At 32.9% G+C, this 26,129-nt stretch carries 25 protein-coding genes; 17 read left to right on the forward strand and 8 right to left on the reverse strand.

The window, feature by feature from the left end; all coding sequences use genetic code 11:
* Positions 1–67: 67 nt before the first annotated feature.
* Positions 68–880 carry a MerR family transcriptional regulator gene (locus tag AB1282_RS15105; RefSeq protein ID WP_429899425.1) on the reverse strand — a complete coding sequence of 271 codons (813 nt, stop codon included), beginning with the start codon at positions 878–880 and terminating at the stop codon, positions 68–70.
* A 248-nt stretch (positions 881–1,128) separates the two neighbouring features.
* Here AB1282_RS15105 and AB1282_RS15110 point away from each other — a divergent pair, with 248 nt between their 5' ends.
* The 5 genes from AB1282_RS15110 (at position 1,129) to AB1282_RS15130 (ending at position 4,885) form a co-directional block, all read left to right on the forward strand.
* On the forward strand, positions 1,129–1,677 hold the full coding sequence (locus AB1282_RS15110; RefSeq protein ID WP_429899426.1) for a histidine phosphatase family protein: 549 nt from the start codon (positions 1,129–1,131) through the stop codon (positions 1,675–1,677).
* A gap of 266 nt (positions 1,678–1,943) precedes the next feature.
* Positions 1,944–2,354, forward strand: a complete 411-nt coding sequence (locus AB1282_RS15115; protein ID WP_429899427.1) for a GNAT family N-acetyltransferase — start codon at positions 1,944–1,946, stop codon at positions 2,352–2,354.
* A gap of 288 nt (positions 2,355–2,642) precedes the next feature.
* On the forward strand, positions 2,643–3,734 hold the full coding sequence (locus AB1282_RS15120) for a DUF3626 domain-containing protein (protein WP_429899428.1): 1,092 nt from the start codon (positions 2,643–2,645) through the stop codon (positions 3,732–3,734).
* A 100-nt stretch (positions 3,735–3,834) separates the two neighbouring features.
* Positions 3,835–4,020, forward strand: a complete 186-nt coding sequence (locus tag AB1282_RS15125) for a hypothetical protein (RefSeq protein WP_429899429.1) — start codon at positions 3,835–3,837, stop codon at positions 4,018–4,020.
* A 346-nt stretch (positions 4,021–4,366) separates the two neighbouring features.
* Positions 4,367–4,885, forward strand: coding sequence for an AAA family ATPase (locus tag AB1282_RS15130; protein WP_390310394.1), 519 nt, complete (start codon positions 4,367–4,369; stop codon positions 4,883–4,885).
* Between the two features lie 133 nt (positions 4,886–5,018).
* Here AB1282_RS15130 and AB1282_RS15135 read toward each other — a convergent pair whose 3' ends face one another.
* Entirely contained in the window at positions 5,019–5,996 is a 978-nt protein-coding gene (locus AB1282_RS15135; protein WP_429899430.1) for an LCP family protein, read from the reverse strand.
* Between the two features lie 628 nt (positions 5,997–6,624).
* Complete coding sequence (locus AB1282_RS15140; protein WP_056470398.1) at positions 6,625–7,506, reverse strand: 5'-3' exonuclease; 882 nt, start codon at positions 7,504–7,506, stop codon at positions 6,625–6,627.
* A 238-nt stretch (positions 7,507–7,744) separates the two neighbouring features.
* Between AB1282_RS15140 and ilvA the strand changes: the two genes are divergently transcribed.
* The 8 genes from ilvA (at position 7,745) to AB1282_RS15180 (ending at position 17,358) form a co-directional block, all read left to right on the forward strand.
* Positions 7,745–9,004, forward strand: coding sequence for a threonine ammonia-lyase IlvA (gene ilvA, locus AB1282_RS15145; protein WP_429899431.1), 1,260 nt, complete (start codon positions 7,745–7,747; stop codon positions 9,002–9,004).
* Between the two features lie 230 nt (positions 9,005–9,234).
* Positions 9,235–9,498: an ArsR/SmtB family transcription factor gene (locus AB1282_RS15150; protein ID WP_082459465.1), complete on the forward strand. Its 264-nt coding sequence runs from the start codon at positions 9,235–9,237 to the stop codon at positions 9,496–9,498.
* Between the two features lie 74 nt (positions 9,499–9,572).
* Entirely contained in the window at positions 9,573–10,673 is a 1,101-nt protein-coding gene (locus AB1282_RS15155; RefSeq protein WP_056470389.1) for an alkene reductase, read from the forward strand.
* 111 nt (positions 10,674–10,784) lie between these two features.
* The gene (locus AB1282_RS15160; RefSeq protein WP_056470386.1) at positions 10,785–11,975 is read left to right on the forward strand and encodes an MFS transporter; all 1,191 of its coding nucleotides are present in this window, start codon (positions 10,785–10,787) and stop codon (positions 11,973–11,975) included.
* A gap of 657 nt (positions 11,976–12,632) precedes the next feature.
* Positions 12,633–13,826: a glycine C-acetyltransferase gene (locus AB1282_RS15165; RefSeq protein WP_056470383.1), complete on the forward strand. Its 1,194-nt coding sequence runs from the start codon at positions 12,633–12,635 to the stop codon at positions 13,824–13,826.
* A gap of 48 nt (positions 13,827–13,874) precedes the next feature.
* Entirely contained in the window at positions 13,875–14,837 is a 963-nt protein-coding gene (locus AB1282_RS15170) for an L-threonine 3-dehydrogenase (protein WP_056470381.1), read from the forward strand.
* A 150-nt stretch (positions 14,838–14,987) separates the two neighbouring features.
* Positions 14,988–15,995 carry a bifunctional threonine ammonia-lyase/L-serine ammonia-lyase TdcB gene (gene tdcB, locus AB1282_RS15175; protein ID WP_056470378.1) on the forward strand — a complete coding sequence of 336 codons (1,008 nt, stop codon included), beginning with the start codon at positions 14,988–14,990 and terminating at the stop codon, positions 15,993–15,995.
* A gap of 46 nt (positions 15,996–16,041) precedes the next feature.
* Positions 16,042–17,358 (forward strand): APC family permease, encoded by a 1,317-nt coding sequence (locus tag AB1282_RS15180; protein WP_429901154.1) that lies wholly within the window; start codon positions 16,042–16,044, stop codon positions 17,356–17,358.
* 364 nt (positions 17,359–17,722) lie between these two features.
* On the opposite strand, the gene AB1282_RS15185 is transcribed toward AB1282_RS15180, so the two are convergent.
* From AB1282_RS15185 to AB1282_RS15205, 5 genes are all read right to left on the reverse strand, one after another.
* The gene (locus AB1282_RS15185; RefSeq protein WP_429899432.1) at positions 17,723–18,118 is read right to left on the reverse strand and encodes an ArsB/NhaD family transporter; all 396 of its coding nucleotides are present in this window, start codon (positions 18,116–18,118) and stop codon (positions 17,723–17,725) included.
* A 465-nt stretch (positions 18,119–18,583) separates the two neighbouring features.
* A complete protein-coding gene (locus tag AB1282_RS15190; RefSeq protein ID WP_429899433.1) occupies positions 18,584–20,431 on the reverse strand; it encodes a dihydroorotate dehydrogenase in 1,848 nt (615 codons plus the stop codon).
* Between the two features lie 164 nt (positions 20,432–20,595).
* The gene (locus AB1282_RS15195; protein ID WP_429899434.1) at positions 20,596–21,435 is read right to left on the reverse strand and encodes a MurR/RpiR family transcriptional regulator; all 840 of its coding nucleotides are present in this window, start codon (positions 21,433–21,435) and stop codon (positions 20,596–20,598) included.
* A gap of 161 nt (positions 21,436–21,596) precedes the next feature.
* The gene (locus AB1282_RS15200; protein ID WP_429899435.1) at positions 21,597–22,289 is read right to left on the reverse strand and encodes an N-acetylmannosamine-6-phosphate 2-epimerase; all 693 of its coding nucleotides are present in this window, start codon (positions 22,287–22,289) and stop codon (positions 21,597–21,599) included.
* 23 nt (positions 22,290–22,312) lie between these two features.
* Positions 22,313–23,845 (reverse strand): maltose/glucose-specific PTS transporter subunit IIC, encoded by a 1,533-nt coding sequence (locus AB1282_RS15205; protein WP_429899436.1) that lies wholly within the window; start codon positions 23,843–23,845, stop codon positions 22,313–22,315.
* 438 nt (positions 23,846–24,283) lie between these two features.
* Here AB1282_RS15205 and miaA point away from each other — a divergent pair, with 438 nt between their 5' ends.
* The 4 genes from miaA to AB1282_RS15225 all read left to right on the forward strand — a co-directional run bounded on the left by miaA (position 24,284) and on the right by AB1282_RS15225 (position 26,061).
* Positions 24,284–25,246, forward strand: a complete 963-nt coding sequence (gene miaA, locus AB1282_RS15210; protein WP_429901156.1) for a tRNA (adenosine(37)-N6)-dimethylallyltransferase MiaA — start codon at positions 24,284–24,286, stop codon at positions 25,244–25,246.
* Between the two features lie 23 nt (positions 25,247–25,269).
* Positions 25,270–25,491, forward strand: a complete 222-nt coding sequence (gene hfq / locus AB1282_RS15215; RefSeq protein WP_056470298.1) for an RNA chaperone Hfq — start codon at positions 25,270–25,272, stop codon at positions 25,489–25,491.
* A 106-nt stretch (positions 25,492–25,597) separates the two neighbouring features.
* Complete coding sequence (locus AB1282_RS15220; RefSeq protein ID WP_429899437.1) at positions 25,598–25,801, forward strand: FMN-binding negative transcriptional regulator; 204 nt, start codon at positions 25,598–25,600, stop codon at positions 25,799–25,801.
* Positions 25,798–26,061 (forward strand): FMN-binding negative transcriptional regulator, encoded by a 264-nt coding sequence (locus AB1282_RS15225; RefSeq protein WP_429899438.1) that lies wholly within the window; start codon positions 25,798–25,800, stop codon positions 26,059–26,061. Before AB1282_RS15220 ends, AB1282_RS15225 begins: the two co-directional genes overlap by 4 nt.
* The last annotated feature ends 68 nt before the right edge of the window (positions 26,062–26,129 follow it).

The raw sequence follows: 26,129 nt of genomic DNA on the forward strand, positions 1-26,129 counted from the left end.
AATAGTATATTAATAAAAAATAAACCCTCTAGTAACTAGAGGGTCAAGTGAGTTTTTATGATTATGTTTACTTGTAAGGTAATAAAATTTCTGTGACATACTTTTCTTTATCGTTGGTGAGGCCATAATCAATAAGTGTAATTTCAAAGGAGTCGTCTAACAGTTCATAATTGTGCTTTTTCATATAGGTCAACAATAGTTTATAATAATCAACTGCATCAATATGTGTACCTTTAAATCGAACTTTCAGATAGTCTCTTGATGGAATAACAATGGAAGTTGGAGGTATCTGATCACCATCTTCTAGTATCATGAAAATACTAGAATATTTATCAAAAACATTATTATTCAAATTTGAAACTGAGATCGAGATGCCAATTTTCCCTAAAAAAATTTCCTCCTTTATTCCAAAACTGTTCCTTAATTCAGTAATAGGTAATTCAATATCATCTCCTATAACGTAGTCATGGCGTAAATATGCTACATGCATTTCGGGAAGAGTTATTTCAGAAATCTGATCTAAAGGTGCACTAACAGCATCTTCAATTTGCAATAGGCGGCGTGATATTTTTGTTTCAATAATCTCCAATTCTTTCTTTTTTTTGGCAACTTCATCTTTTTGTTTTTTTAACATGTCAACAAGAGCATCGATTTCCCGATAATTAAAAAAATCTATAATTTCGTTTATTGGTAAATCTAGAGCCCTCAAATATTTTATTGAATTTAATCTTTCAAACTGCTGTGTTGAATAATATCTATAGTTGGTCTTTTCATCGATAAATTCTGGACGTAAGAGCCCAATCTGATCATAATACCTTAGAGTCGCAATTTTGACTTGGAATAATTTTGATACTTCACCAATTGTAAAATACTCTTTCATTTCTTAAAAACTCCTCTATTTACCATGAAAATGATATTTCCCATAATAATTACCTTCTGGATGATTGTTGTCATTAAAATAATACATTCAATTCAGATTGTCATCAATAATATACATTTAGGTTTAAAAGAAATGGACGAAAAATAGAATATTCAATTATCAAATATAGAATGGTTAATGATAATATAAGAAAATAGAGAGAAAAATTGTTAATTTAATAGAATAATAGAAAATAGGAGCAGAAAAAAATGGAAAAAGAGATTTATATAATTCGACATTGTGAAGCTGTAGGACAGCCATATGAGGCGAATCTAACTAAGCGTGGATTACATCAGGCTAATCATCTGGCTGATTTTTTCTCAAAGATTAAAATTGACCAAATTATTTCAAGCCCTTTTTTACGTGCATTTCAATCAATTGAACCGACAAGTAATGAAAAGAAAATTGACATTGTTCTTGATGATCGACTATCTGAACGTATGTTAAGCTCGATTGATTTACCGGACTGGCTTGATAAATTAGAAGCTACATTTGAAGATATGGAATTGAAATTCGATGGTGGCGAATCAAGCCAAGAAGCTACTAATCGTGCAATAAGCGTAATAGATGAAATCATCAAAAGTGAAAATAAATCTACAATCGTTGTAACCCATGGAAATTTGATGTCATTAATTTTAAAACAGTTTAACGAAGAATTTGGTTTTGAGAATTGGAAAAAATTAAGCAATCCTGATATTTATCTTTTGAAGTTTAAAAATAATGAGTTTGATTGTGAACGTTTGTGGCAAGTTGATTAAGAAATTTGATAACAAAAAAATATAATTCAGCTATGCAAACAAATTATTTAAATTAAGGGCTCTGTTAAAGCAGATTGTTAAGTTTCTTATTCTAGTAAATGGCTGTAGTGTAAAAGATAATTTTTTTGTAGCAAAAAGGAATATAGTGAATAATGTCGAAAATGTAATAAATAAACTATATGGCAATATATGGAAAGGGAGCATAAGACAGTGGATAAATTATGGATCAACTCTTCAAAATAATTAATTTTGAGGAGGAAAAATGAATGACGATAAATTTTAATAATAGTAAAAAGATAAATAATGAACAATTAGAAAGTTTATATAATGATGTAGAATGGTATGCATATACCCAAGATTTAAAAGTTCTTCAACAGGCAATAGAACAGTCATTAGAAGTTGTATCTGCTTGGGACGGTGAAGAATTAGTTGGGTTAATCCGTATTGTTGGTGATGGATTAACAATTATCTATATTCAAGATATTCTTGTGTTAAATGGTTATCAAAATCAAGGAATTGCTACTCAACTGATGCAACAGGTTCTGAATAAATATAAAAATGTTCGTCAAAAAGTTTTATTAACTGAAGAAGCACCTGATGTTAGACATTTTTATGAAAAGAATGGTTTTCAATCTTGCGATAAGGGTTCTTTGGTAGCATTTGCTAAATTAAGTTAGAGAGATTCATACAATGATTTGATAAATAACATACGCGTTGCACCTATAAATTAGGTGCAACATTTTTTCTTATAATGCATTTAGTATTTTAAATAAAGAACAATCTGAAAGTTTTTAAAAATATATACTTAAAGTAACTTGGGTGATAGATGAACAACTGGGAACTATTTTGGTAGTTCCCTTTTTATTGTACTAATTGGCAGGATAGTTCCAGAAGAAAATTGAAATAAGTCCTAGAAAATATAATTTAAACTAGTACTCATTTTGAAATGAAAGGAGTTAATAGTCATGGAATTGACTAATGCACAGCTATCGGCAATAGAATACATTTCTAATTATTCTAGGAACTTTAAAAGTGATGCTAAAGCAACAATTAAGCACATTCTTCAAATGTCTAATATCTCAAGTAATTTATATGAAAATGCAGTTGAAAAGCTAAAGGCTCATGCTAAGGTTGCTCTTCATTTTCACCCAGATAGACCAGTTTCCAATATGAAAAATGTTTCTGAAGCGCTTCTTCAGCAAGGAGTTTATAAAAGTCAATTTGAAACATTTATATCTAATGGTAGCGTGTCCGCCTATCCTGGAGGTGAACGTGATCTATGGGAGAAAAAGATTTTTGGAGGAGCATATCAACTGAAAGGAGTAACAAATACCCAGCGCCCCAAATATGGGGCATTAAATTTAATGCTACACCCCGATGGTCCTTCACCTCGTTTTGGTTCTTGTTATTTACTCCTAACACCAGAGGCATCACATCGTTGCACATTTACGTATTTGGATTCACACCAAGATCCAAAGGAAAAAGGCACATATAAAGAGTTTGATCTTATTATGGCAGCTCTTTTGGAAGAGGTTTACATAAGAGATTTTGGAATAGGTGAAACAAATCTAACCCCTTCAAAATTAATTAATCATTTGCTAGTTAATCTTGAAAAGCCGTTCTTGGACCCTAGAAACATGGAAGCAAACCGTAATCTTAATCACTATATTGAAGCTCAAGTTCATGGAGATATTTCGCTTAATGAGGACGTGGAAATGCTTGTTGCAGATCCATCATTCAAGAATACACCTGTAGGTATTTGCTTAGAACAAATATGCTATAAATATTCAATTGAACTTTATTGGCATATGGGGTTTGTACTTACAGTCGACGAGGTTCCCGTTGACTTTAGAGGTCTTTCGATGCCCTCCTTAGCAAAACGTATTGCATGTAATAACATTATCGATGCAAATGTGATTGGTTCTGCGGTAATGAGCTTAGAACGCAATCCTTTATCTTGGAGCGATCGAGGAACATATAAAGAAATACTTCAAGAGCTAAAGCTATTGTGGCATGTTCTAGTAAGATATGGGAAGCCATTTCGAGACTTTTCATAATATTGATTACCTGGAATACTTAGTTTTGTGCAACTAACGCATGCATGTGTTGAATAGAAGCTGCCAATTCGGGTGGCTTTTTTTGTTCGAGGAGTAAAACATGTTACCAAGTAAATCTTTATTTATAAATTTTTTACTGAGTATTTCATTTGTAATCGTCTTTTTAGTGACAACATATATAATGAATGATACTTTAAGAAGTTCAAATTTTGCCGTTGCTTTAGGAGGAGGAGCTGCGCTTTTTCTCTATTGTACATTTAAAAAGAACACTTCCTCTAAGCAATAGGAATATATGGAAAAATATAAACTTCTTATTCACCTAACGCATTGCTTTAGTTAAGGAAAGGAATAAATTCATGGGAAAAATTTTTTCACGCTTGATACCCCTATTTATAATGATTATTGTAACAATACCTAATTTCAATTCTAAAGATTATGTTTCAGCTGGACTTTGTTTCTTGATTGTAATTTGGTTAATATATTATTTTATTGTTGAGGAGAAGAAAGAAAATTAGTAAATTTAATATATCTTTCTATTAAAAACGGTTCATACTTTAAGCAGGAAGTTGTTATTTTTGGTCGAATGAATGAGAGATTCATTAAATGATAGTAGTATGAAAGGAATGAATTTCATGTTTTTTCTTCAAATGGCAGGTTTCCCAGGTTCAGGTAAGTCAACATTATCTAGAATGATAGCAAAAAATACAGGTGCGATTGTTATAGATCATGATATTGTAAAATCCCCATTATTAGAATCATTGGGACCTACTGTAGATCCAAAGGAAGTCGGTAAAATATCATATGACATCGAATGGTCGTTAATCGATTTTTATCTTTCTTTAGGACAAAATGTTATTTTTGATAGCCCTTGTTTCTATATAGAAATGGTAGAAAAGGGGACCTTACTTACAAAAAAACATAATGCAAAATACAAATATGTTGAGTGTTATCTCAATAATTTTAATGAAATTAATGATAGATTGAAAAAGCGAGAGCGAATGATCAGTCAAATACATGAAGTTAAAAATGAAGAAGCATTTCATGAATGGGTTAACAATTCAAGAAGACCTACACATGATTATCTTATTGTCGAAACAGCAAATCCAATAGACAGTTATTACAATAAAGTAATAAAATACCTAAACATTTAGGTATTCTAAAAACTCACATAGTTAAGCCTCTAGAAGTTAAATGTATTGAAATCTAAATGGATATAAAAAAGAAAAGAGATAAATGAGTATGCCTACTCATTTATCTCTTTTTTAAAATTAATGATACATGCACTTATTTTGATTCAATGGAAGTAGATGGTAATTTATCAAGCTCGAGATGATTTCTCAAACTACTTGTTATATTATTTACGCTAGTTTGATCAGGCATATAATAGTAAATCTTGTTTATATAATCATCTTTTCCGTCCAATTTTAATGTTGTGATGTTTTTAGTAGGATTAGCACCCTTCATATCATTAAATAAATATAATCCTTGAGATAAGCTCATATTTGTTTTGACATTTTTACTAAATACACTTGCATAATTATCTATTTTAAATAATGTTTCGGGAGACTTTAATTTATCGATAATTGCTAGCATAGCTTGTTGTTGACGTTCTTCACGTCCAAAGTCACCACGTGGATCGCGCTTTCTCATTCGAGCATAGGCTAAAGCTTCTGTACCATTTAGATGTTGTTTTCCTTTTTTAAAGTAAACCTTATAACGTGGTTTAGTATCAGTATATTGCCAAAAATCAAATGGAACATCAACATCAATTCCACCAATCTCATCAACAATATTTTTAAAACCACCAAAGTCTACAGTAACATAATAGTCAATTGGGACATGTAAAAAGTTTTCTACTGTATTTACAGTTGATTGAAGACCACTGTTATATGCACCATTAATTTTAGATTTTCTATTTTGATCTGGAATTTCCACGTACGTATCACGAGGAATGCTCATTTTTTGTATTGTTTTATCTTTGGGATTAACAGTTGCTAAAATGATGGTATCAGTTCTACCACCTGCACCCTTTGTTGCGTAATTTTCAATTCCAAGAAATAAAATGGAAAACGGTTGGGTATTCTTTATTTCTTGTTTACGCATACTTGAGTGAATAGCTTCACCCTGAGTAGCATTCTGTAATTTATAGTATGTTTTTATTCCCTTATATCCAATAAATGCTATAAGAATTAGAACGATCACAAGCAATATTTTAAGAGGCTTTCTTTTTGTTTTTCTGATTTTTTTACGCGTTTCTTCCATTTGCTTAGTAAGAGCTCCTTTTGAGATTTTTGTATGGACTTTAATTTGATTCAGAATATTTAAGATAAAAATGACTAGTATAATTTAAACATTTATGTCGTTATTCTACAATACAGAATTTGTTAAATTTTTTTAATGATAAACCAAAAAGAAATATTTAAGTGCAATTTAAGCAACTTTGTTAGAAAATCTTTTAGGAAAGGTGTATTAAAACGGCTTTATTTCTAATTACACTAATAAGTCACATAGCTATCTATTGATATTCTTAGTAAATATTTGAACTATTATTATTGCCTATATCTGGAGAAATGACTATGAGTTATTCAAGATATTTAGTATTTCAAGGCAAAATGGATTATTTTTTATCCAAATTGTTAGCGGCATTAGGGGCAATTATAGGGATTAGCTTGTCATATTAGAGTTCCTAATGTTATTTAATTAGACAACATTTTTTAGTTCAAAATTCAACATTTAAATTTAACAGAGTCAAATAAAAAAGAACACTACTTAGTTATTCAAAAACTGTAGTGTTCTTTTATTTAAAAATTTTCAAGGCATATTTTATTTTTTGAAGTTAATGTTTATTCTTTGATAACAAGGGTTTCCCGACCAGCATATTTACTGACTTTTATCTCTTCACACGAATTTCTAATTCCTCGAGCTTAAGTGATAATTTATCTTCATCAATATTAATTTTTAAATCTTCAAATGTATATTCAGCAAAATGGGGTATATCAATTGTTATTGCAGAAAGCTCTTTACTAATAAAAGTAGAGTCCTTCCCAGCTTCTAATTTCTTTTTGTAGCGATTAAATTTAGAATCAAGATTTTCCATATTTTCGTACAATTCTTCAACTGAGTTATAAAGTTGAATTAATGGAATAGCCGATTTTTCTCCTACTCCAGGGCAACCAGGTATATTATCACTAGAATCACCTAATAAAGCTTTTACATCAACCCATTGTTTCGGATGGATCCCATAATCATTACTGAAGTGCTCTAGGGAGTATACAATTTCACCAGTTTTTTGAGCAATGATTTGAGACGTATGCTCGTTTATTAATTGTAATAAGTCTCGATCATTACTATAAATATAGCATTTATTTTTAACTGAATTAGACCAATTATTTGATAAAGTTCCCATTAAATCATCTGCTTCATACGGTGCCATTTCTAGTTGAGCAATGCCGATTTCTTCTAATGCTGTTTTTAAAGTGAAAAATTGTTCGATAAGTGGCGTTGGTAGTTCTCCACGAGTAGCTTTATAAAAATCATATTTATTTCGACGATCAGTTTCTTCACGTTTAACATCCCAAGTAATTGCGAGGTGGGTAATGTCATGCTCTTTAATTAAGTTAAAAAGCTTTGGAATAAATACTCTTAATGCATTTATATATACGCCATCTTTCGTCTTTGAAAGTTGTTCATCACTTCTACCATAAGAAGTTGCAAAATAACCTCTACTTAATAAGTTAAAGCCATCGATTAATAATAAAGATTGATTTTCCATTTTATAAATCACCTAATATCTATTTATTTAATATGAAAATGATAGCATATCCTACTGAAAATGATAACTAGTGTATTACTGCCAATTAGATTGGAAGTTACAATTTTAGGCATATTTTATTTCAATCAAGTAAAATGACATAAAACTTTCATTAGAAAATTGAATTTTCTGTTTATTAATTAGTTAACTTTTACTATAATGGAATTTATATAAAAAAATGCAAAGGGTAGGTAGTTATATGGAGAAAGTAAAAAGTACTGTTAAGATTGAGGATATTTTAGTTGCCTATAATACGTTAAAAGAAGTTACGAATAAAACACCTTTGCAGATTAGTACAATGCTTAGTGAAAAATATGATTGTAACGTATTTTTAAAGCGAGAGGATTTACAAATAATCCGCTCATTTAAGCTTAGAGGAGCATATTACAAAATTAGCAATTTGTCTTATGAAGATAGACAAAAAGGGGTTGTTTGTGCAAGTGCAGGCAATCATGCTCAAGGCGTAGCGTATACATGTAATCAATTGCAGGTGTATGCGAAAATATTTATGCCATCAACAACACCGAATCAAAAAGTATCTCAGGTGAAATTTTTTGGTGGACCATTTGTTGAAGTTATCTTAATTGGTGACACCTTTGATATTGCTTATCAAAATGCGCAAGCTTATTGCAATGAAAATCAAATGACATTTATTCATCCATTTGATGATCCTGATGTAATTGCAGGGCAGGGCACAGTAGCAGTTGAAATATTAAATGAAATTGACCGTCCAGTAGATTATCTATTCGTAGCAATCGGCGGGGGTGGATTAAGCTCTGGAGTTGGAACATACATAAAAGGAATTAGTCCTACAACTAAGGTGATCGGAGTAGAGCCGATGGGTGCTGCCTCAATGGCCGAATCGATTGCAAATGGTAGAGTTGTAACCTTACCTTTTATTGAGAAATTTGTTGATGGAGCAGCGGTTGGCCAAGTAGGTTATTTAACATATGAAATCTGTAGAGATGTGCTTGACCAAGTTGTCGCTATTCCAGAAGGCGAGATTTGTACAACTATTTTAGAGCTTTATAATAAAAATGCAATAATTGCAGAGCCCGCAGGAGCTATGTCTGTATCAGCTTTAGAATTATTTAAAGATGAAATAAAAGGTAAGAATGTCGTTTGTATCGTATCTGGTGGAAATAATGATATAGACCGACTTCAAGAAATAAAAGAAAGATCTTTAATTCATGAAGGTCTAAAACATTATTTCATCATCAACTTCCCACAACGATCTGGCGCATTACGTGAATTTCTTGATAAAGTATTAGGACCAAATGATGACATAACGAGATTTGAATACACAAAGAAAAACAATAAGGACAATGGGCCAGCACTAGTGGGGATTGAATTGGCCAATAAATCCGATTATAATGCATTGATTGAACGAATGAATTGTCATGAAATTCAATTTATGGAAATAAACAATAACCCAACTTTATTTAATCTACTCATTTAGACTAACGGGTTGATCTCATCAAGTATTTTAGTGCAAAAACTTACAAGGTAATTAATTCCTTGTGGGTTTTTGTTTTTTTTGCAAAAATATTAACAATTCATTGCTCTGCAATTAGCCAAATTTTTTTCTTGAATTTATGAATCATGTCTCTTGACAACATAAATTAGTTAAAATACAATATTTCTAGAAATACTGAAATAAGCGCTGGTCTTTGAGAGGAGGTTAAAGTGGTGAACGATGATATTGCAGTAAAGATTTATAAGGCATTAGGAGAATCCACCCGTTTACAAATTGTTAAAGTACTTGCTAAGCAATCTGAATTAGCTTGTTTAGAAATGAAAAATCAAATAAAGGTATCGGCCAATTCTACATTGACACATCATTTAAAACCATTACTTGATTGCGGCTTGCTAACAGTTCGCAAAGAAGGAACCTTCAGATACTATAGTTTACAACGAGAAGTCTTGGAAAAATATGCACCCGCTTTACTTTAAAAATAAAGCGGTAAATTTTTACTTTATATTTCAGTATTTATAGAAATACCGAATAATAAAAGGGGGAATTGAATATGAGTTTAGTAAGCAACGAAGAAACTAGTTGGGGAAAATTAGAAAAGGGTTTAGAAAGTAAACTTTTTGAGCCAGTAAAAATAGGTGCTTGGAATTTACGTAGTCGTACTGCAATGGCTCCATTAACAAGAAGTTTTGCAGATGATCAAACAGGTGTAGTTGGAGAAGATATAGTGGAATATTATCGTAAACGAGCTGCAGATGGCGTAGGTTTGATTATTTCTGAAGGAACAGTCATTAGTGCACGTGGAAAAGGTTACCCAGGTATTCCAGGTATTTATTCTGAGGATCAAATTAAAGCTTGGAAAAAAGTAACTGATGCCGTACATAAAGAGGGGGGCACAATGATTTCTCAAATATGGCATGTAGGACGATTATCTCATCACGAGCTTGCTGGGAATATGCCACCTCAAGCACCTTCAGCGATTCCTGCAGAAGGATTAGTTTCTCGTTTTCGTAAGCCGTATGATATGCCTGAAGAAATGACTATTCAGGATATTAGAGAAGCAACCAATCAATATGCTCAAGCAGCTAAAAATGCGATTGAAGCTGGTTTTGATGGAGTTGAAATTCATGCTGCACATGGTTATTTAATTGATCAATTTAATTCAGATGTTACAAATCATCGTACAGATCAATACGGTGGTGATCTTCCACAACGATTAACTTTCATGAAGGAAGTAATAAAAGCAGTAATCGAAGCAATTGGTACTGAAAGAACGATGATTCGATTTTCTGCTCATAAAGCTGATATTCCGGGCTATATGTGGGAGGATCCAGATTACGCAATTCGTACATTTATTGAAGCATTCAAAGAAGTTGGCGCAACTTTATTGCACCCTTCAATTATGCAATTTGATCGTATACTTGCAGATGGTAAAACGATGCATCAGCTTGTAAGAAAGTACTGGGATGGCATTATTGTTGGGGTAGGAACGTTAAATCCTGAAATGGCAGAAAAAGCGATCGTTGAAGGAACAATTGATGTTGCTGCGTTCGGGCGTCCTCTAATTTCGAATCCAGATCTTATACATCGTTTGAAAAATGGTGAAGCAATTGAAGAATATGACGTTAAAAAACATTTAAACGTTCTAATCTAAGACTTGATTTTGAACAAATAGTGAAAGGAAGCTAATCAAGTAGCTTCCTTTTCTAAAGATTAATATTTCGGTATTTGTAGAAATATAAAATTATGTGAGAGGAATTAATTTATGACGAATAAAGGGAAAATTTATATTTTAGCAATGATTAGTTTTTTAGTTGGTACTTCACAATATGTTATTTCTGGAATCTTAGACAAAATGGCCGATGAATTAGGGATTTCGATTGAAGCTGCAGGGCAACTAATTACGGTGTATTCATTGATCTATGCGATCGGTACACCGATTTTAATGGCCGTATTAGCTAAAATGGAACGCCGAAAGTTACTTCTATTTTCTTTAAGCGTATTTATTTTAGGTAATTTATTAGCAGTAATTGCACCTGGTTACGGTTTGTTTATGGTTGCACGAATTATAATGGCGTTAAGTGCAGGCGTTACTGTTGTTACGGTACTTAGCTTGGCTGCAAAGATTGCTCCAGCAGATAAAAAGGCAAGTTCAATTGCCACTGTTGTCATGGGATTTACTGCTTCATTGATTATAGGGGTCCCGATTGGAAGATTTATAGCAGCTGCCTATGATTGGAGATTCGTTTTTCTTGGAGTTGCCATATTGGTGTTAATCGCTTTAGCAATTATCGTTAAAACAATTCCACAAACCCATGGTGATCAACCGATTCCATTATTGCAGCAAATCGCATTAATTAAACAACCAAAAATTGCATTAGCTTTATCTATTACTTTTTTCTTAATGAGCGGGTATGGAATCATATTTACTTATTTATCACCGTATCTTATTCAAACTACAAAGATGAGCGATCACGTTTTAAGTTTTGCTTTATTAATACTTGGAATAGCGAGTCTAATTGGATCTAAATTCGGAGGATTCAGTGCAGACAAGTGGGGAATTTCGCTTACTTTAAAACGTGGATTAGTACTTAATATTTTATCGATCTTATTATTATCTCTCATCTCTAGTTCAATTAATACAGTGATTATTATCCTTACATTATGGTCATTTTCTGGTTGGTCATCTGGTGCGACACAACAATTTAACTTAGCAACAATTTCTCCAAAATCTTCCGATGTTTTATTAGGATTAAATCAGTCAATGATGCAATTAGGCTTCGCATTTGGTGCAGCAATTGGAGGGCTTGCAGTCAGTCAATTGTCCATCCGTTCTATTACATGGATGGGTTCAATTCCTGTTATAGTTTCTTTAATCGTAACATTTGGATTATCACGTTATTTAATGATTGAAAAGAAAGTCAGACAAGGCGTTGGCACACAAATAAGAGCCTAAATGGATTTGTGAAAAAATAATTTATACTTTATGGGGGGTGCATATATGTCGTTTTAATTGACATATATGTGCCCTCTTTTAGTTTATAAATCGCTCTTTTTTAGAGAAAAAAAGTAATTTCTAATTGGATTAAGTAACAATGAGAGCATATTTGCTTATTTTCCATTTGAAAGGTATTTAACTGCTCAGATTTTAAGTCAAAATACCATTACCAGTATGGGTAATTTATTATTTTATTTGCGATTCTATAAGATTTAATTGCAGTTCACTGTTTATTGCAGCATTTCATCATTTATTTGCACCTCAAACTTAAATCCACATATTACTCCTCTTACCCATTTTTAACCACCAGATGTTTTACTAAAAAAACAAATTGAATAATATTAGAATTATATGAATTTTTATAATAAATTAAATTCAACCTTTTTCGAATAAATTTTGAATAAAAGTATTCCTAATGCAATGTAACCGATTTATAATTGAATTCGGAAAGCCTCAAAATAAGTATATTGTAATCAATACATAAAAAATTTTCTCTTACAAAAATGGAAAATAATAAAACGATAATTTTTTATATTTATTTAATAATAAATAATAGATATAAAATGGGGGCTTACTCCTTTTAGATAAATAAACTTAATTAAGGAGCTGGTATTTATGTCAAGCAAGACATTAGAAGCATTTTTAACTCCACAATTAGCTGAGTTAAAAGAGAAAGGGCTCTATAATGAGATTAACTCTTTAGAAGGTTCTAACGAAGCTACTATTCAAATTAGTGGTAAACAATTTATAAATTTATCTTCAAACAACTATCTTGGTTTAGCGACTCATCCTCGTTTAAAACAAGCTGCTTTTGAAGCGACTGAAAAATATGGTGTTGGTGCAGGAGCGGTACGTACGATTAATGGTACGATGGATATCCACGATCAACTTGAAAAAGCGATTGCTGAATTTAAACATACAGAGGCTGCTATTGCATTCCAATCTGGTTTTAACTGTAATATGGGTGCTATTTCAGCAGTAATGACAAAGAAAGATGCAATTCTATCTGATGAATTAAACCATGCTTCAATTATCGATGGTTGCAGACTTTCTGGGGCAAAAATTATTCGAGTAAAACACCAAGATATGGATGATTTACGTGAAAAAGCAAAAGAAGCTACAACTTGTGGTTTATATGAGAAAGTTATGTACATTGCAGATGGTGTCTTTTCAATGGATGGAGATGTAGCAAATATTCCTGATATCGTAAAAATTGCTGAAGAATTCGGCTTAATTACATATATCGATGATGCTCATGGTTCTGGCGTTATGGGTAAAGGGGCTGGAACAGTTAAGCATTTCGGATTATCAGATAAAATTGATTTCCAAATTGGGACACTTTCTAAAGCTGTTGGAGTTGTAGGCGGATATGTAGCTGGTTCACAACAATTAATCGATTGGTTAAAAGTCCGTGCACGTCCTTTCTTATTCTCAACTTCTTTAACACCAGCAAGTGCTGCTGCATGTATTGAAGCAATTCGTATTATGTCTGAAGAACCGGAAAAAATCGAAAAGCTTTGGGAAAATGGAGATTATTTAAAAGCTGGTTTATCAAAACTTGGATTTAATATTGGTGAGTCTGAAACACCAATTACACCATGTATTATCGGTGACGAAAATCTTACACAAGAATTTTCAAAACGTTTATACGAAGAGGGAGTTTATGCGAAATCAATCGTATTCCCAACAGTACCACTTGGAACTGGTCGTATTCGTAATATGCCAACAGCTGCGCATACTAAAGAAATGCTAGATGAAGTTTTAGCTATTTATGAAAAAGTTGGTCGCGAATTAAACGTTATTAAATAATTTTAAAAATTAATTTCGATATTTTATTACTATAAGGTGGACTAAGGAATGAAGAAAATATTAATTACTGGTTGTTTTGGACAAATCGGTTCAGAATTAACTATGCGTCTTAGAAATGAATACGGTATTGAAAATGTTGTTGCGACAGATATTCGCCGTCTTGAAGGAAGTCCAATTTTAGAAACTGGTCATTTTGAAATTCTAGATGTAATGGATAAAGAAAAAATGTTAGAGATCGCTAAAAAGTATGACATTGATACTTTCATTCACTTAGCTGCTCTATTATCAGCAGTTGCTGAAGCAAAACCTACATTAGCTTGGGACTTAAATATGGGTGGATTAGTGAATGCTCTTGAAGTAGCGAGAGAATTAAGCTTAAAATTCTTTACTCCAAGTTCAATTGGTGCATTTGGACCAGCAACACCAAAAGACAATACACCACAAGATACAATCCAACGTCCAACTACAATGTATGGTGTTACAAAAGTTGCTGGTGAATTATTATGTGATTATTATTTTGAAAAATTTGGCGTAGATACTCGTGGTGTACGTTTCCCTGGCTTAATCTCTTATGATACAGTACCAGGTGGAGGTACTACTGATTATGCTGTTGATATTTATTACGAAGCATTAAAAAATAAGAAATATACTTCATTTATTGGTGAAGGAACATATATGGATATGATGTATATGCCTGATGCGATTGATGCAATTATTAAGTTAATGGAAGCAGATCCATCAAAACTTAAACATCGTAATGCATTTAATATCTCAGCGATGTCATTTGAACCTACTCAAATAGCGGCATCAATTCGTAAATTCATCCCTGAATTTACATTAGATTTCGACATTGACCCTATTCGTCAAGGAATTGCAAATTCATGGCCAAATTCAATTGACAGCTCTGCTGCAAAAGAAGAGTGGGGCTTCGATCCAAAATTTGATTTAGATCGTATGTCTGAAGATATGTTAAATAAATTAGCTGCAAAGTTAAACGTAACTCAAGCTTAATTAAAAAAGAAGGAGACAGATGTCTCCTTCTTTTTATTTTACCTTCTGTTTCCTAATCCCTGTTTTTGGTATTTTGTTTAGTACTTTGACACAAACTTATCATGTATCAAGAATGTAAATAAAAATGCTGATAAAAAAGGAAGTTAGAAGATGAATAATTTAGACCATAAGGGATTACCCTTAACGATTAAAGATATTAAAATTGCATATGAACTTTTAGAGGGGAAAGTTCGAAAAACACCATTAGTAAAATCATTTTATTTAACTTCAAAGTCGGACGGAGAAGTTTATTTAAAGCTTGAAAATATGCAATTAACAGGCTCATTTAAATTTCGTGGTGCATTTAATAAAATTTCTCATCTTACTGAGGAAGAAAGAAGTAAAGGAATTATCGCATGTTCAGCTGGTAATCATGCACAAGGTGTCGCATTATCGTCAAAGCTATTGCATATTAAGAGTAAAATCATCATGCCATCAACTGCACCAAAAGCAAAGGTTGAAGCAACAGAAGGGTACGGGTCAAATATCATTTTGTACGGTGATACATTTGATGATGCGAAAGATTATTGTGCTAAAGTACGAGAGGAAACTGGTGAAACATTTATCCATCCTTACGATGATATCTACATTATGGCTGGTCAAGGGACTATTGGTATTGAAATTTTAGATGATCTTTGGGATGTGGATACAATAATTGTTCCAATTGGCGGTGGTGGACTCATTTCTGGAATTGCAGTTGCTTTGAAATCATTTAATCCTACAATAGACATTCTTGGCGTTCAAGCAGAGAATGTACATGGTATGAAAGCATCAGTAGACGCTGGAGAAATAGTGAGTAACTATACTGCTCCTACAATAGCTGATGGTTGTTCTGTTAAGGTTCCAGGGAAATTAACATATGAAATTGTCAAAGAATTAGTAACCGAAATAATTCTTGTAAGTGAGGAAGAAATAGAAGTAGCAATGAAGGATTTACTACAGCGTGGTAAAGCAGTTGTGGAAGGGTCAGGAGCCTTAGCGACTGCTGTAATTTTATCAGGTAAAGCTTCAAAATATATTAAAGATAAAAAAGTAGTCGCAATCATATCGGGTGGAAATGTTGACCTAGAAAGAATCTCCAGTGTTTGTGAACATTTCTTTGGAAATGAAGTAAAGTGATGAAGAATGGGTGATTCTATTGTCGGAAAATAAACTAAGAAGAGAAATGGGATTTATTGCAGCATTAACTACTGTAATTGGTACTGTAATTGGTGGTGGAGTTTTCTTTAAAGCCACAGCTGTATATGGCGCGACTGGATCTGCAAGTTTAGGCTTATTAGCATGGATTATTGGTGGCATCATTACAATTTGTGCTGGTTTATCGGGTGCTGAGCTTGCCGCAGCAATACCAAAAACAGGAGGAATGGTTGCTTATTTAAAACACACATATGGTGATCTGACTGCCTATTTGCTTGGGTGGGCACAAACAATCATCTATTTTCCAGCCAATATTGCAGCACTATCAATCATATTTGGTACACAAGCAGTTTCCATTTTTGGAGTCCCTGCCAATTCTAATCAATTCATTGTCACGATGATTGCTGTAGTTACTGCAATTTTTATCACATTAATGAATTTCTTAGGAGCAAAAACTGCTGGTAGTATTCAATCATTTTTTACCTTTTGTAAACTTATACCTCTGGCGATTTTGATCATATTTGGATTATTACATGAAGGAAATGTGACTTTTCAGCTTTTTCCAGTTGAGGTCGGAAGTGATCGAAGTTTTTTGCCAGCACTTGGTTCAGCTTTGCTTGCTACGATGTTTGCATATGATGGTTGGATACTCGTAGGAAATATAGCCGGAGAAATGAAAAATCCTAAAAATGATTTGCCAAAAGCAATTGTATTTGGTTTAGCTGCTGTAATGGCAGTGTATCTTTTGATTAACATTTCCTTTTTATTTGTATTAACCGCAGAGCAATTAGCTAGTACAGCTACACCTGCTACTGAAGTTTCGAAAGTTTTATTCGGTAATTTTGGAGGGAAACTTGTCTCGATAGGAATTTTAATTTCTGTATTTGGTACAATTAATGGCTATACAATGACAGGTATGAGGGTTCCATATGTAATGGCTAGAGAACAAAAACTTCCTTTTAGTAGTTGGTTTGGTAAATCATCTAAAACTGGAATTCCATATAATGCTGGTCTATTTATCTTAATTGTTGCCATATTTATGATGTTTATAGGTGGATTTGACTTATTGACGGACATGTTAGTATTTGTCATTTGGATTTTCTATACACTAACATTTTTTGCGGTTTATATTTTACGAAAACGGGAACCGGATCTAAAAAGGCCATATAGAGTACCTTTTTTACCATTAGTTCTCTCAATCGCAATAATTGGGGGAATCTTTATCGTCGTTAATACACTAATGACGCAAACTATTTTAGCTTTTTGGGGAATTGGTTTAACGTTAATTGGACTTCCTGTTTATTACATGTTACGGAAAAAACATGTAATAGTAGAGGATGAATAAGAAAGTCTTCTTTTGGACGGATGACTAAAAACCTTCCTCAGGGGTTCATGAGGAAGTAATTAAGCTAAATCATGAATTATACTTCCTCATAGAGGGTAAGAAGTTTTAAAGGAACTACACACATCTTTCATTGAAAGATACAACTTCTAAAATTCTAACTTATTGTGACCATAACTTATTTATTAACATAAGTTTAATATAGGTAATACAAAAAAAGACCATGCTCTCAATTATCACGGTCCAATCAATCTGCAATTATGATTAATCCATTCAAGTGGGGAAACTGAATGGATTATTTTTTTTGATTAGTCATGAAGTACCCCATTCATTTAATCAATGCTTACCGTAATGGTAATAAAGTTACTTAACCGTAAATTAGGTGAATCCAAGCGTAACATAATACTATGGTTGCAATTACGGTCGGAGGAATGACGAGGGTTGTTACACGGAGGTATTGGCCCCAACTAATGTGCACTTTATATTGCTTTAATACGAACATCCAAATCAGAGTCGCTAAAAGACCAATCGGCATAAGCAATGAACCAATATCGCTTCCAATGATATTTCCAAGGTAAGCAACATGTACTGCCATTAGGCTCAGATGCATTGATGTTAGATTTAGGGTACCAATCATTAAGGCAGGGTGATTATTAAACAAGTCGGACATTAAACTTACAGTAATTCCCGTGGCTGCTATAGAACTAAACCAGCCTCTTTCAATAAACGGTTGAAGTTGATGTACAAGCCATTCTATTTTCAATTTCTCCTTCAAAATTTTTCTATTTGACAACTTCTTCGTGATAACCTAATTAAAAACATTATTGATCTTGTCCATTTGTTATATTGATATTCTAAAATACTATTCGTGCTTTGGATTATATCATTATCTTTTAGAAGATAGGTATTTTACCTAAGTAATACAAGTGCCCCCTAAAGATAAATAACCATCTTGACAAAAGTACAATTGAGTATGGTAAAAGAAAAAAATACTAAAAACAACATCTTTCCTATTTAGATTAGACCTAATTGCCAAACTAATCCATTTTAATTAAGACCAAGGCAAAGTAGCCATCGATAACTATTCTTAAAAAACAATTCTTAATAACTCGCTTTCTATAAGGTAGAAACTGACTTTTTTATAAATAATAAAATAACCCCTTATTCATAAATGAATAGGGGTTATTAGAATCATGTTTCTAGATAAGATAACAAGATTTGTATTTTCCTAAAATTTATTTAACTCAAGATTTATATTATTACTAGTTCTTTTCTTAGTAAAATTCAAAAATTTATAAGTTGTAGAGACTCCAATCAATAAAAACAAACTTGCAATGATTGGTGGTAATAGATGATAAAAATCTGTATACCCAATCATAAAGTGGACTGCAAACGCAGTTATAAACGCAGGAAAGCTCCCAAACACTAATGTCCACCAAATCCATTTTTGATTTTGCCTGAACCCCCATAAAGAAATCATGAGTACTAGTAAGCCAACACTTACTAACCCACCTCCAAAACCGGCGCGATCATGTGAGATAACAGGTATTAGTTGTTGATTAAACGCATTCAACCCTGAAGGTGACATGCATAAATAATTTAAATCTGTTTTAACAAAGGTAGTAGTGACGCCTACAAAGGAAATAATACAACCTCCGATTATAATCGAAAATCCTAGTATGATAAAAAATAATTGACCGATTAAACTCATCTTCCAAACGCTATTATTTGTTAAATTTTCTGATTCTGGACTTCGATTGATACCTCTTGTTTTAAAAAGACCAATTAAGAATGGTATTAATAGAACTATCCAAAATAAAGCGTGTAACCAGTCAAAGTATCCATATCCTATAAATAAGAATATCGCTAAAAAACCTACGAACGCACTAGTGTCAGTTGCTTTCTTTGCCCAATGATAATGATGTTTAATACCATTTCTGGCTAATGACATGAACAATATTCCACCTGACATAATCGTCCCAGAAAGTGTCATCCGATCATGTGACATAAAGGGGAGAATTCGATCATTAAACTGTAAAATTAACTGACGATTAATCGTTAAAAAGTGCTCATCATATGGAAGGAGAATGGAAGTTAAACTAATAAATAATGCAAGTAATCCTCCTAAAAACATGAAAAGTCCAAATAAAAAGTACCAAATCCATCCTTCATTTAAACTAGTCATCGCTTTTTTTCTTCTATGCAATACTGCTTCATTGATCCGTTTTGGTAAACCAGGACCACTAAGCACATATCCATGAGTCAAAAATACTAATGATGCTCCGCTATCGATTAATTCAATTGCATCGATCGGTTCAACCACTCCGCCTTTTGTAAAAATTGGTTTCTCAAACTGATTTGATTTTAATTTATGTATTGTATTTATTAAGTTGTTTTTTTGCTCTAAATCAGTAGCAATTGGAAGTTCTTCAATCAATATTGAATCGAATGGATAATTTTCTTGTAAAAGAAAAACATCTGTTTCATCTGAATAAATTGATAGACAAATAGGTTTTGTAGAAACCCAGTTATTTTTTACTAAATCTCCGGACAAAGTAAGATCAATGATGAATAGATCAACAAAATCTGAAAGCCTTGATTCAATCATTTTAAATTCATCAAAACTCCCAACTATTCTCGCAAAAATGGGAAGCTTTTTATGTATTTTTGAAAGTTTATTAACTGTTTGTACTAGTGTTAATACTTTATTTTCTTCTGTTCCGATTAATTGATTAGATTTCAAGTCAATGAGCGGACTTTTGCTTGTAGTAGTGTCGTGTATAGAGATCGGTCCAATTTCAATCACACCAAAACCTAAATTCATAAAAGCATTTGTGCCAGATAGATAGGGGTCAATCTTAGAGGCTAATCCAATTTGGTTTTTAATTTTCAAATTATGAATCTCGTTTTCAAGGGAACTGCCAGAATTTAAATGACCAAGAAATTCGATTAGATTCGGACCAAATGGCATAGTTGAAATTATATTCATGCTACTATGAATGAATTCTCTTGAAACTTTAGAAGGAAGCTTTGAGAGCATTGGTTTAAAAATTGTATGATAAGACCAATCAGGCATAGTATAACCTCGTTTTTCTTCAGATTACTTATAGTTTACTTTGACAAATTTAAAATGAAAACACTTTCTTTTAAATTTGTATTAACCAAGTGACGCCTAAAAAAAGGGCATCTGCTTGGGAAAGCAGATGCATTTTTCATAAGGTGGGAATATATTATCATTCATCAAATATCCTCCAAAGCCTTCAAAGTCTTATCCCTAATCTGAAGCCGATTCATATAGTCTTTTGACACAAGTTCGGTGTATATTAAATCAAAAAGCAGAAAAAGCGGCAGGGTGGGCGAGATGTTCTGTCCCATATGCATACTGCTTTTACTCATGACTAGAAGGGGTACATCTGCTATCTGGTAAAGTTCAGAAGTTTTATCACTTGTAATTGCGAGAATCGCCGCTCCCTGATTTTTGGCAATTTTAATCGCGTTGATGACTTCTTTCGTTTTGCCTGAAACAGAAATGCCAATGACGAGACTCTTGTCTGTACTTAATGCTGCATCCATCAATGCTTGATGTGGATCTGTAATTGACTCAACATGAATGCCAATCCGAAAAAACTTCCATTTAAACTCTTGAGCTGCAATCCCTGAGTTGCCAATCCCGTAAACATGAACTCTTTGAGCATTATTTAAAAGAATAACGGCTTGCTGAATATCAAAATAATTCATTTTCTGAAAGGTTGTTTCGATGATTTCTAAATGATTTTGATAGAGATTAGAAAAATAATCAATCTCCTTAATGTCACTAGCCTTTGATGGTTTATCTTTTAAATCGATATATCGTTTTAATTCATGTTTAAATTGATTAAATCCTGTAAAAGAAATCTTTTGACAAAAACGGGTAATTGTAGCCGGCGAAATATGAATTTTTTTCGCAATTTGACTAATTGATAATTGACTGATTTCATGAGGATTTTTGATAATATATTTTGCTAATTCGGCTTCAGATGTTGTGAATTTATCCATAGTACAGGTTATACCATGAAGAAGGTTCTCGCCTAGATACTCCATATGCTTTCTCCTCTTAATCGTTTGTTCATAATAACAATTATAACCTTATTTTAAGTTACATTGTTCGAGAGTATGAAAAATTCTTAACTAAACTAACCTCTAATAAAAACAAATAGCTAAAAATAACCCAGGGAAAGCGCCTGAGTTATTTTTAGCTTATCTTATTTTTGTATTGCATCCACAAATCTTTGTGTGATGATCTGTGGTCTTGTAATCGCACCGCCTACAACGACCGAGTGAACATTTATATCAAGCACAGAGCGGGCAATTTCTGGTGTTGATACATTACCTTCTGCTATAATCTTTGCGTTTTTCACTTTTTTGACGATTTGTTTAATGACTGCATAGTCATGATCATCGATTTTTAAGCCATCTGTCTCTTCTGTATATCCGTATAATGTCGGTGCCACAATATCAAACCCTAACTCATCGGCAAAAATAGCTTCTTCAACCGAAGAGACGTCAGCCATCAGGAGAATGTGAGGATACTTTGTTCTTACTTCTTGATAAAACGATTCTAAATCACTGCCATCAGGTCGGAGTCGATTCGTTGCATCTGTCGCTATGATTTCGGCACCCGTTTGAGCTATGGCATCAATCTCTTTCATCGTTGGCGTAATAAAGACAGGAAAATTACTGTATACTTGCTTGATGATGCCAATGACAGGAAGATCTACTTGTTTTTTTATTTCTACAATATCTGAGACGGAGTTGGCCCGAATGCCAACGGCGCCTCCCTCCTTTGCAGCTAATGCCATACGTCCCATAATGAATGAACTATGCAGCGGTTCCCCATCTAAAGCTTGGCAGGAAACGATTAATCCGTTTTTGATCTGTTCTAACACTTTATGCATTCAAAGCACGTCCTTATTATTTATTAATGACCTAGAAATTCTTCTACTTCGTTTTTTACAATGGTAACTTGAGGTCCGTAAATAATTTGTACACCCGTACCCTTTTTCACAATCCCTTTTGATCCAGTTTTTTTAATGACATCGTCATTTACCAAGGATTCATCCTTAATGGTTACGCGCAGTCGAGTCGCACAACAATCGACAACATCAATATTATTCGTTCCTCCTAATCCTACTACAATCGTTTTAGCACGCTCTGTAGCTGAAACTTGCTCTGTAGCCTGTTCCTCGTCTTCGCGTCCAATAACTTTGAAGTTCTTTTTTCTAATTAAAAATTTAAAAGTATAGTAGTATAAGAAGAACCATGGTATCCCAATAATTGGAACCATTATCCAGTTTGTTTTGTCGTTACCTTGTAAAATACCAAATAGAATATAATCAATAAACCCGCCTGAAAAGGTTTGTCCTATAGTAATATTGAAAATATCTGCCATCATAAAAGCTAAACCATCGAAAATAGCATGTACTAAATAAAGAAGCGGTGCCACGAACAAGAAACTAAATTCAAGTGGCTCTGTGATTCCAGTTAAGAAAGACGTTAACGCTGCTGATAACAAAATTCCCGCTACTACTTTTCTATTTTTCTTTTTAGAGCAATGATAGATGGCCAGTGCGGCACCTGGTAAACCAAACATCATTGTAATAAAACGGCCAGACATGAATCTTGATATCCCTTCGTAATAGTGTTTCGTAGAAGGGTCACCTAACTGGGCGAAAAAGATATTTTGCGTACCGCTGACTATTTTTCCTCCAATCTCAAGCGTACCGCCAAGAGCAGTTTGCCAGAATGGAAGATAGAAAATATGGTGCAAGCCAAGCGGTCCAAGCATACGTAAAATAAATCCATAGAAAAAGGTTCCGATTAACCCAGTGCTTGTAACAATCGAACCGAGCTGATTGATTAAATCTTGGAAGTAAGGCCAGATCACAAATAGAATGCCTCCTACAAACATCGAAACAAACGAAACTATGATAGGAATAAAGCGTGAGCCACCAAAGAATCCTAAAACTTGAGGCAACTGAATTTTATTGTATTTATTGTGCAACGAAGCTGCCACAATCCCAATGATAATACCGCCAAATACACCGGTTTCTATTGTCTGAATCCCGACGGCCATCCCTTGCCCAGCTCCTGCCAAATTATCTTTCGCCAGGTCTCCGGTTATAGAAAGTAACGCATGGATGGTATTATTCATAACAAAGTATCCAATCATAGCAGCTAATCCCGCAGTTCCTTTATCTGAACGGGCTAAACCAACAGCTACCCCAACGGCAAATATAATGGGCAAGTTAGCAAACACAATAGTGCCGGCTGCACTCATGATGGTAAAGATATTCTGCAGCCATGTGATATCTAAAAATGGATAGGCTGAAACCGTATTAGGGTTTGACAGTGCACCCCCGATTCCCAGTAACAAACCAGCAGCAGGTAAAACGGCAATAGGAAGCATAAACGATTTACCGAATTGCTGAGCTTTTTCAAAAGCTTTTTTCATTTGTGATGACCCCCTTAAGTTGTAATGAATGAAGTAAGTTAAACTTATATGGGTATCATATAGGCATAATGAACGCTATTCAATAGAGTTGAATGCGTTTTCATAGGTTTTCATTAATCAGCTCTCTTTTATGAAAATCTTTTCATTCGTGAAGATGAAGAATTCTATAAATATTTCTTCTTTACACATATATTTGGTAGTATTACAAAAAGACTGATAGAATGGAGACTTTATCCCATTTTAACAGTATTTTATGAAGCGGTATGTACAAGTTGTAATTGTCATTATTCAAATGAAAACACTTTCTTTCAAATTTGTGAATTGATTCACATCGCATTGGAATTTTTGTATAAATATGGTATAAATAAAAAGAGTTAACTACTTTCAAAATTAGTAAGACAAGTAAGGAAAAAGGTTGTATAGAAAGGCGTATATGTGATTACAATGGTAAATATGCAAAAAGTGATAGTCATCGTTGGTCCTACAGCAGTAGGGAAAACAAAACTAAGTATTGAACTTGCAAAAGCTGTTGATGGAGAAATCATTAATGGCGATGCAACTCAAGTTTATAAAGAATTAAATATTGGAGCAGCTAAAGTTACAGAAGAAGAAAAAGAAGGGATTACTCATCATTTAATTGATTTCCTTGACCCAAAAGATTCTTTTACAGTTGCTGATTTTCAAACTTTAGCTAGAGAAAAAATTAATGAAATAGCTAATCGAGGTAAAATTCCAATTATTGTTGGTGGTACTGGATTATACATCCAAAGTGTATTAACTAAATATGAATTTGCTGAGCAAGAAGGTGATGAGCTTTTAAGAAACCAATTAGAGGGCTTTGCAATGGCCTTTGGGAATAAAGCATTACATGATCAATTAACAGAAATTGATCCAGAAAGTGCAAAGCAAATACATATGAATAATGTCAGAAGAGTAATCCGTGCAATAGAAGTTTTCAAACTGACAGGACAAAAATTTTCAGAGACCGCATTTAAAAAAGAGCCAGAGTATTTATATGATGCAGAAATAATCGGATTATCGATGGATCGAGAGCTACTATACAATCGAATTAATTTACGAGTTGATCTAATGTTGGAAGAAGGACTAGTAGATGAAGCAAAAATGCTCTACGACAAAGGTATTCGAAATTGTCAATCTGTACAAGCGATTGGCTATAAAGAGCTTTACGATTATTTTGATGGTATCTTAACAAAAGAGGAAGCAATCGATTTAATTAAACAAAGCTCAAGAAGATATGCAAAAAGGCAAATGACGTGGTTTAGAAATAAAATGAGCATCCATTGGTTTGATATGGATGGACACAATTTTGATATAAAAAAACTGGAAATTTTAGCTCTACTTGAAGGAAAGGGCTATTTCATCTCGAATAAATATATGTAGAGGTAGAAGAGGAGGAAAAGGACATGAAAACATCAATCAACATTCAAGATCAGTTCTTAAACCAATTACGTAAAGACAATCTAGCGGTTACAGTATTTTTACTAAATGGATTTCAAATCAAAGGTAAAGTAAAAAGCTTTGATAACTTTACGGTATTGTTAGATGTTGAAGGTAAACAACAATTAATATATAAACATGCAATTTCAACGTTTGTACCATCTAAAAATGTACAAATTGAAATGTAAAATAAATTGAAAAAAGAGCATTGATCTTATGGTCAATGTTCTTTTTTAATTATACTAGATAATTTATTATAGATAATTATATTATGTAAACTAAAGAGAGGGATTAATGTATGTTCGAAAAGAATTTAGAGAATCAAATTTTAATCAATTAATAGCTGAAATGAAGAAAAATAGCTTCGGGATATTATTATCAAATAATGATGAGACAAAAATAGAAGCAACTCATTTACCATTTATCATTCAAGAAGCGCAAGAGAATTTAGTGATGATTACCATGGAGCTAAGCCAAATCCTCAATCGAAAACGATGAATGGAAAGGACTGTTTAATAATCTTTCCAGGTCCACATGCATATGTATCTGCTTCATGGTATGAAGAAAAAAATATAGTTTCAATTTGGAACTATACAGCAATCCATGATTATGGAAAAGTAACAACAATTGAAAATAAGGATGAAATGAGACAAATCGGTTTAAAAACATCCGACTATTTTGAAAAAAGACAATCAAAACCATGGAAATACGAAGATCACACAGAGTATGGTGAAAAATTACTTTCAGGAATTGTTTGATTAAAAATTGAAGTAACAGAGTTAATAGGTAAAAAGAAATTAAGTCAAAATCATACGTTTTAGAGAAG

The organism is Gottfriedia sp. S16(2024) (assembly GCF_050473765.1).
Taxonomy (GTDB): Bacteria; Bacillota; Bacilli; order Bacillales; family Bacillaceae_G; genus Gottfriedia.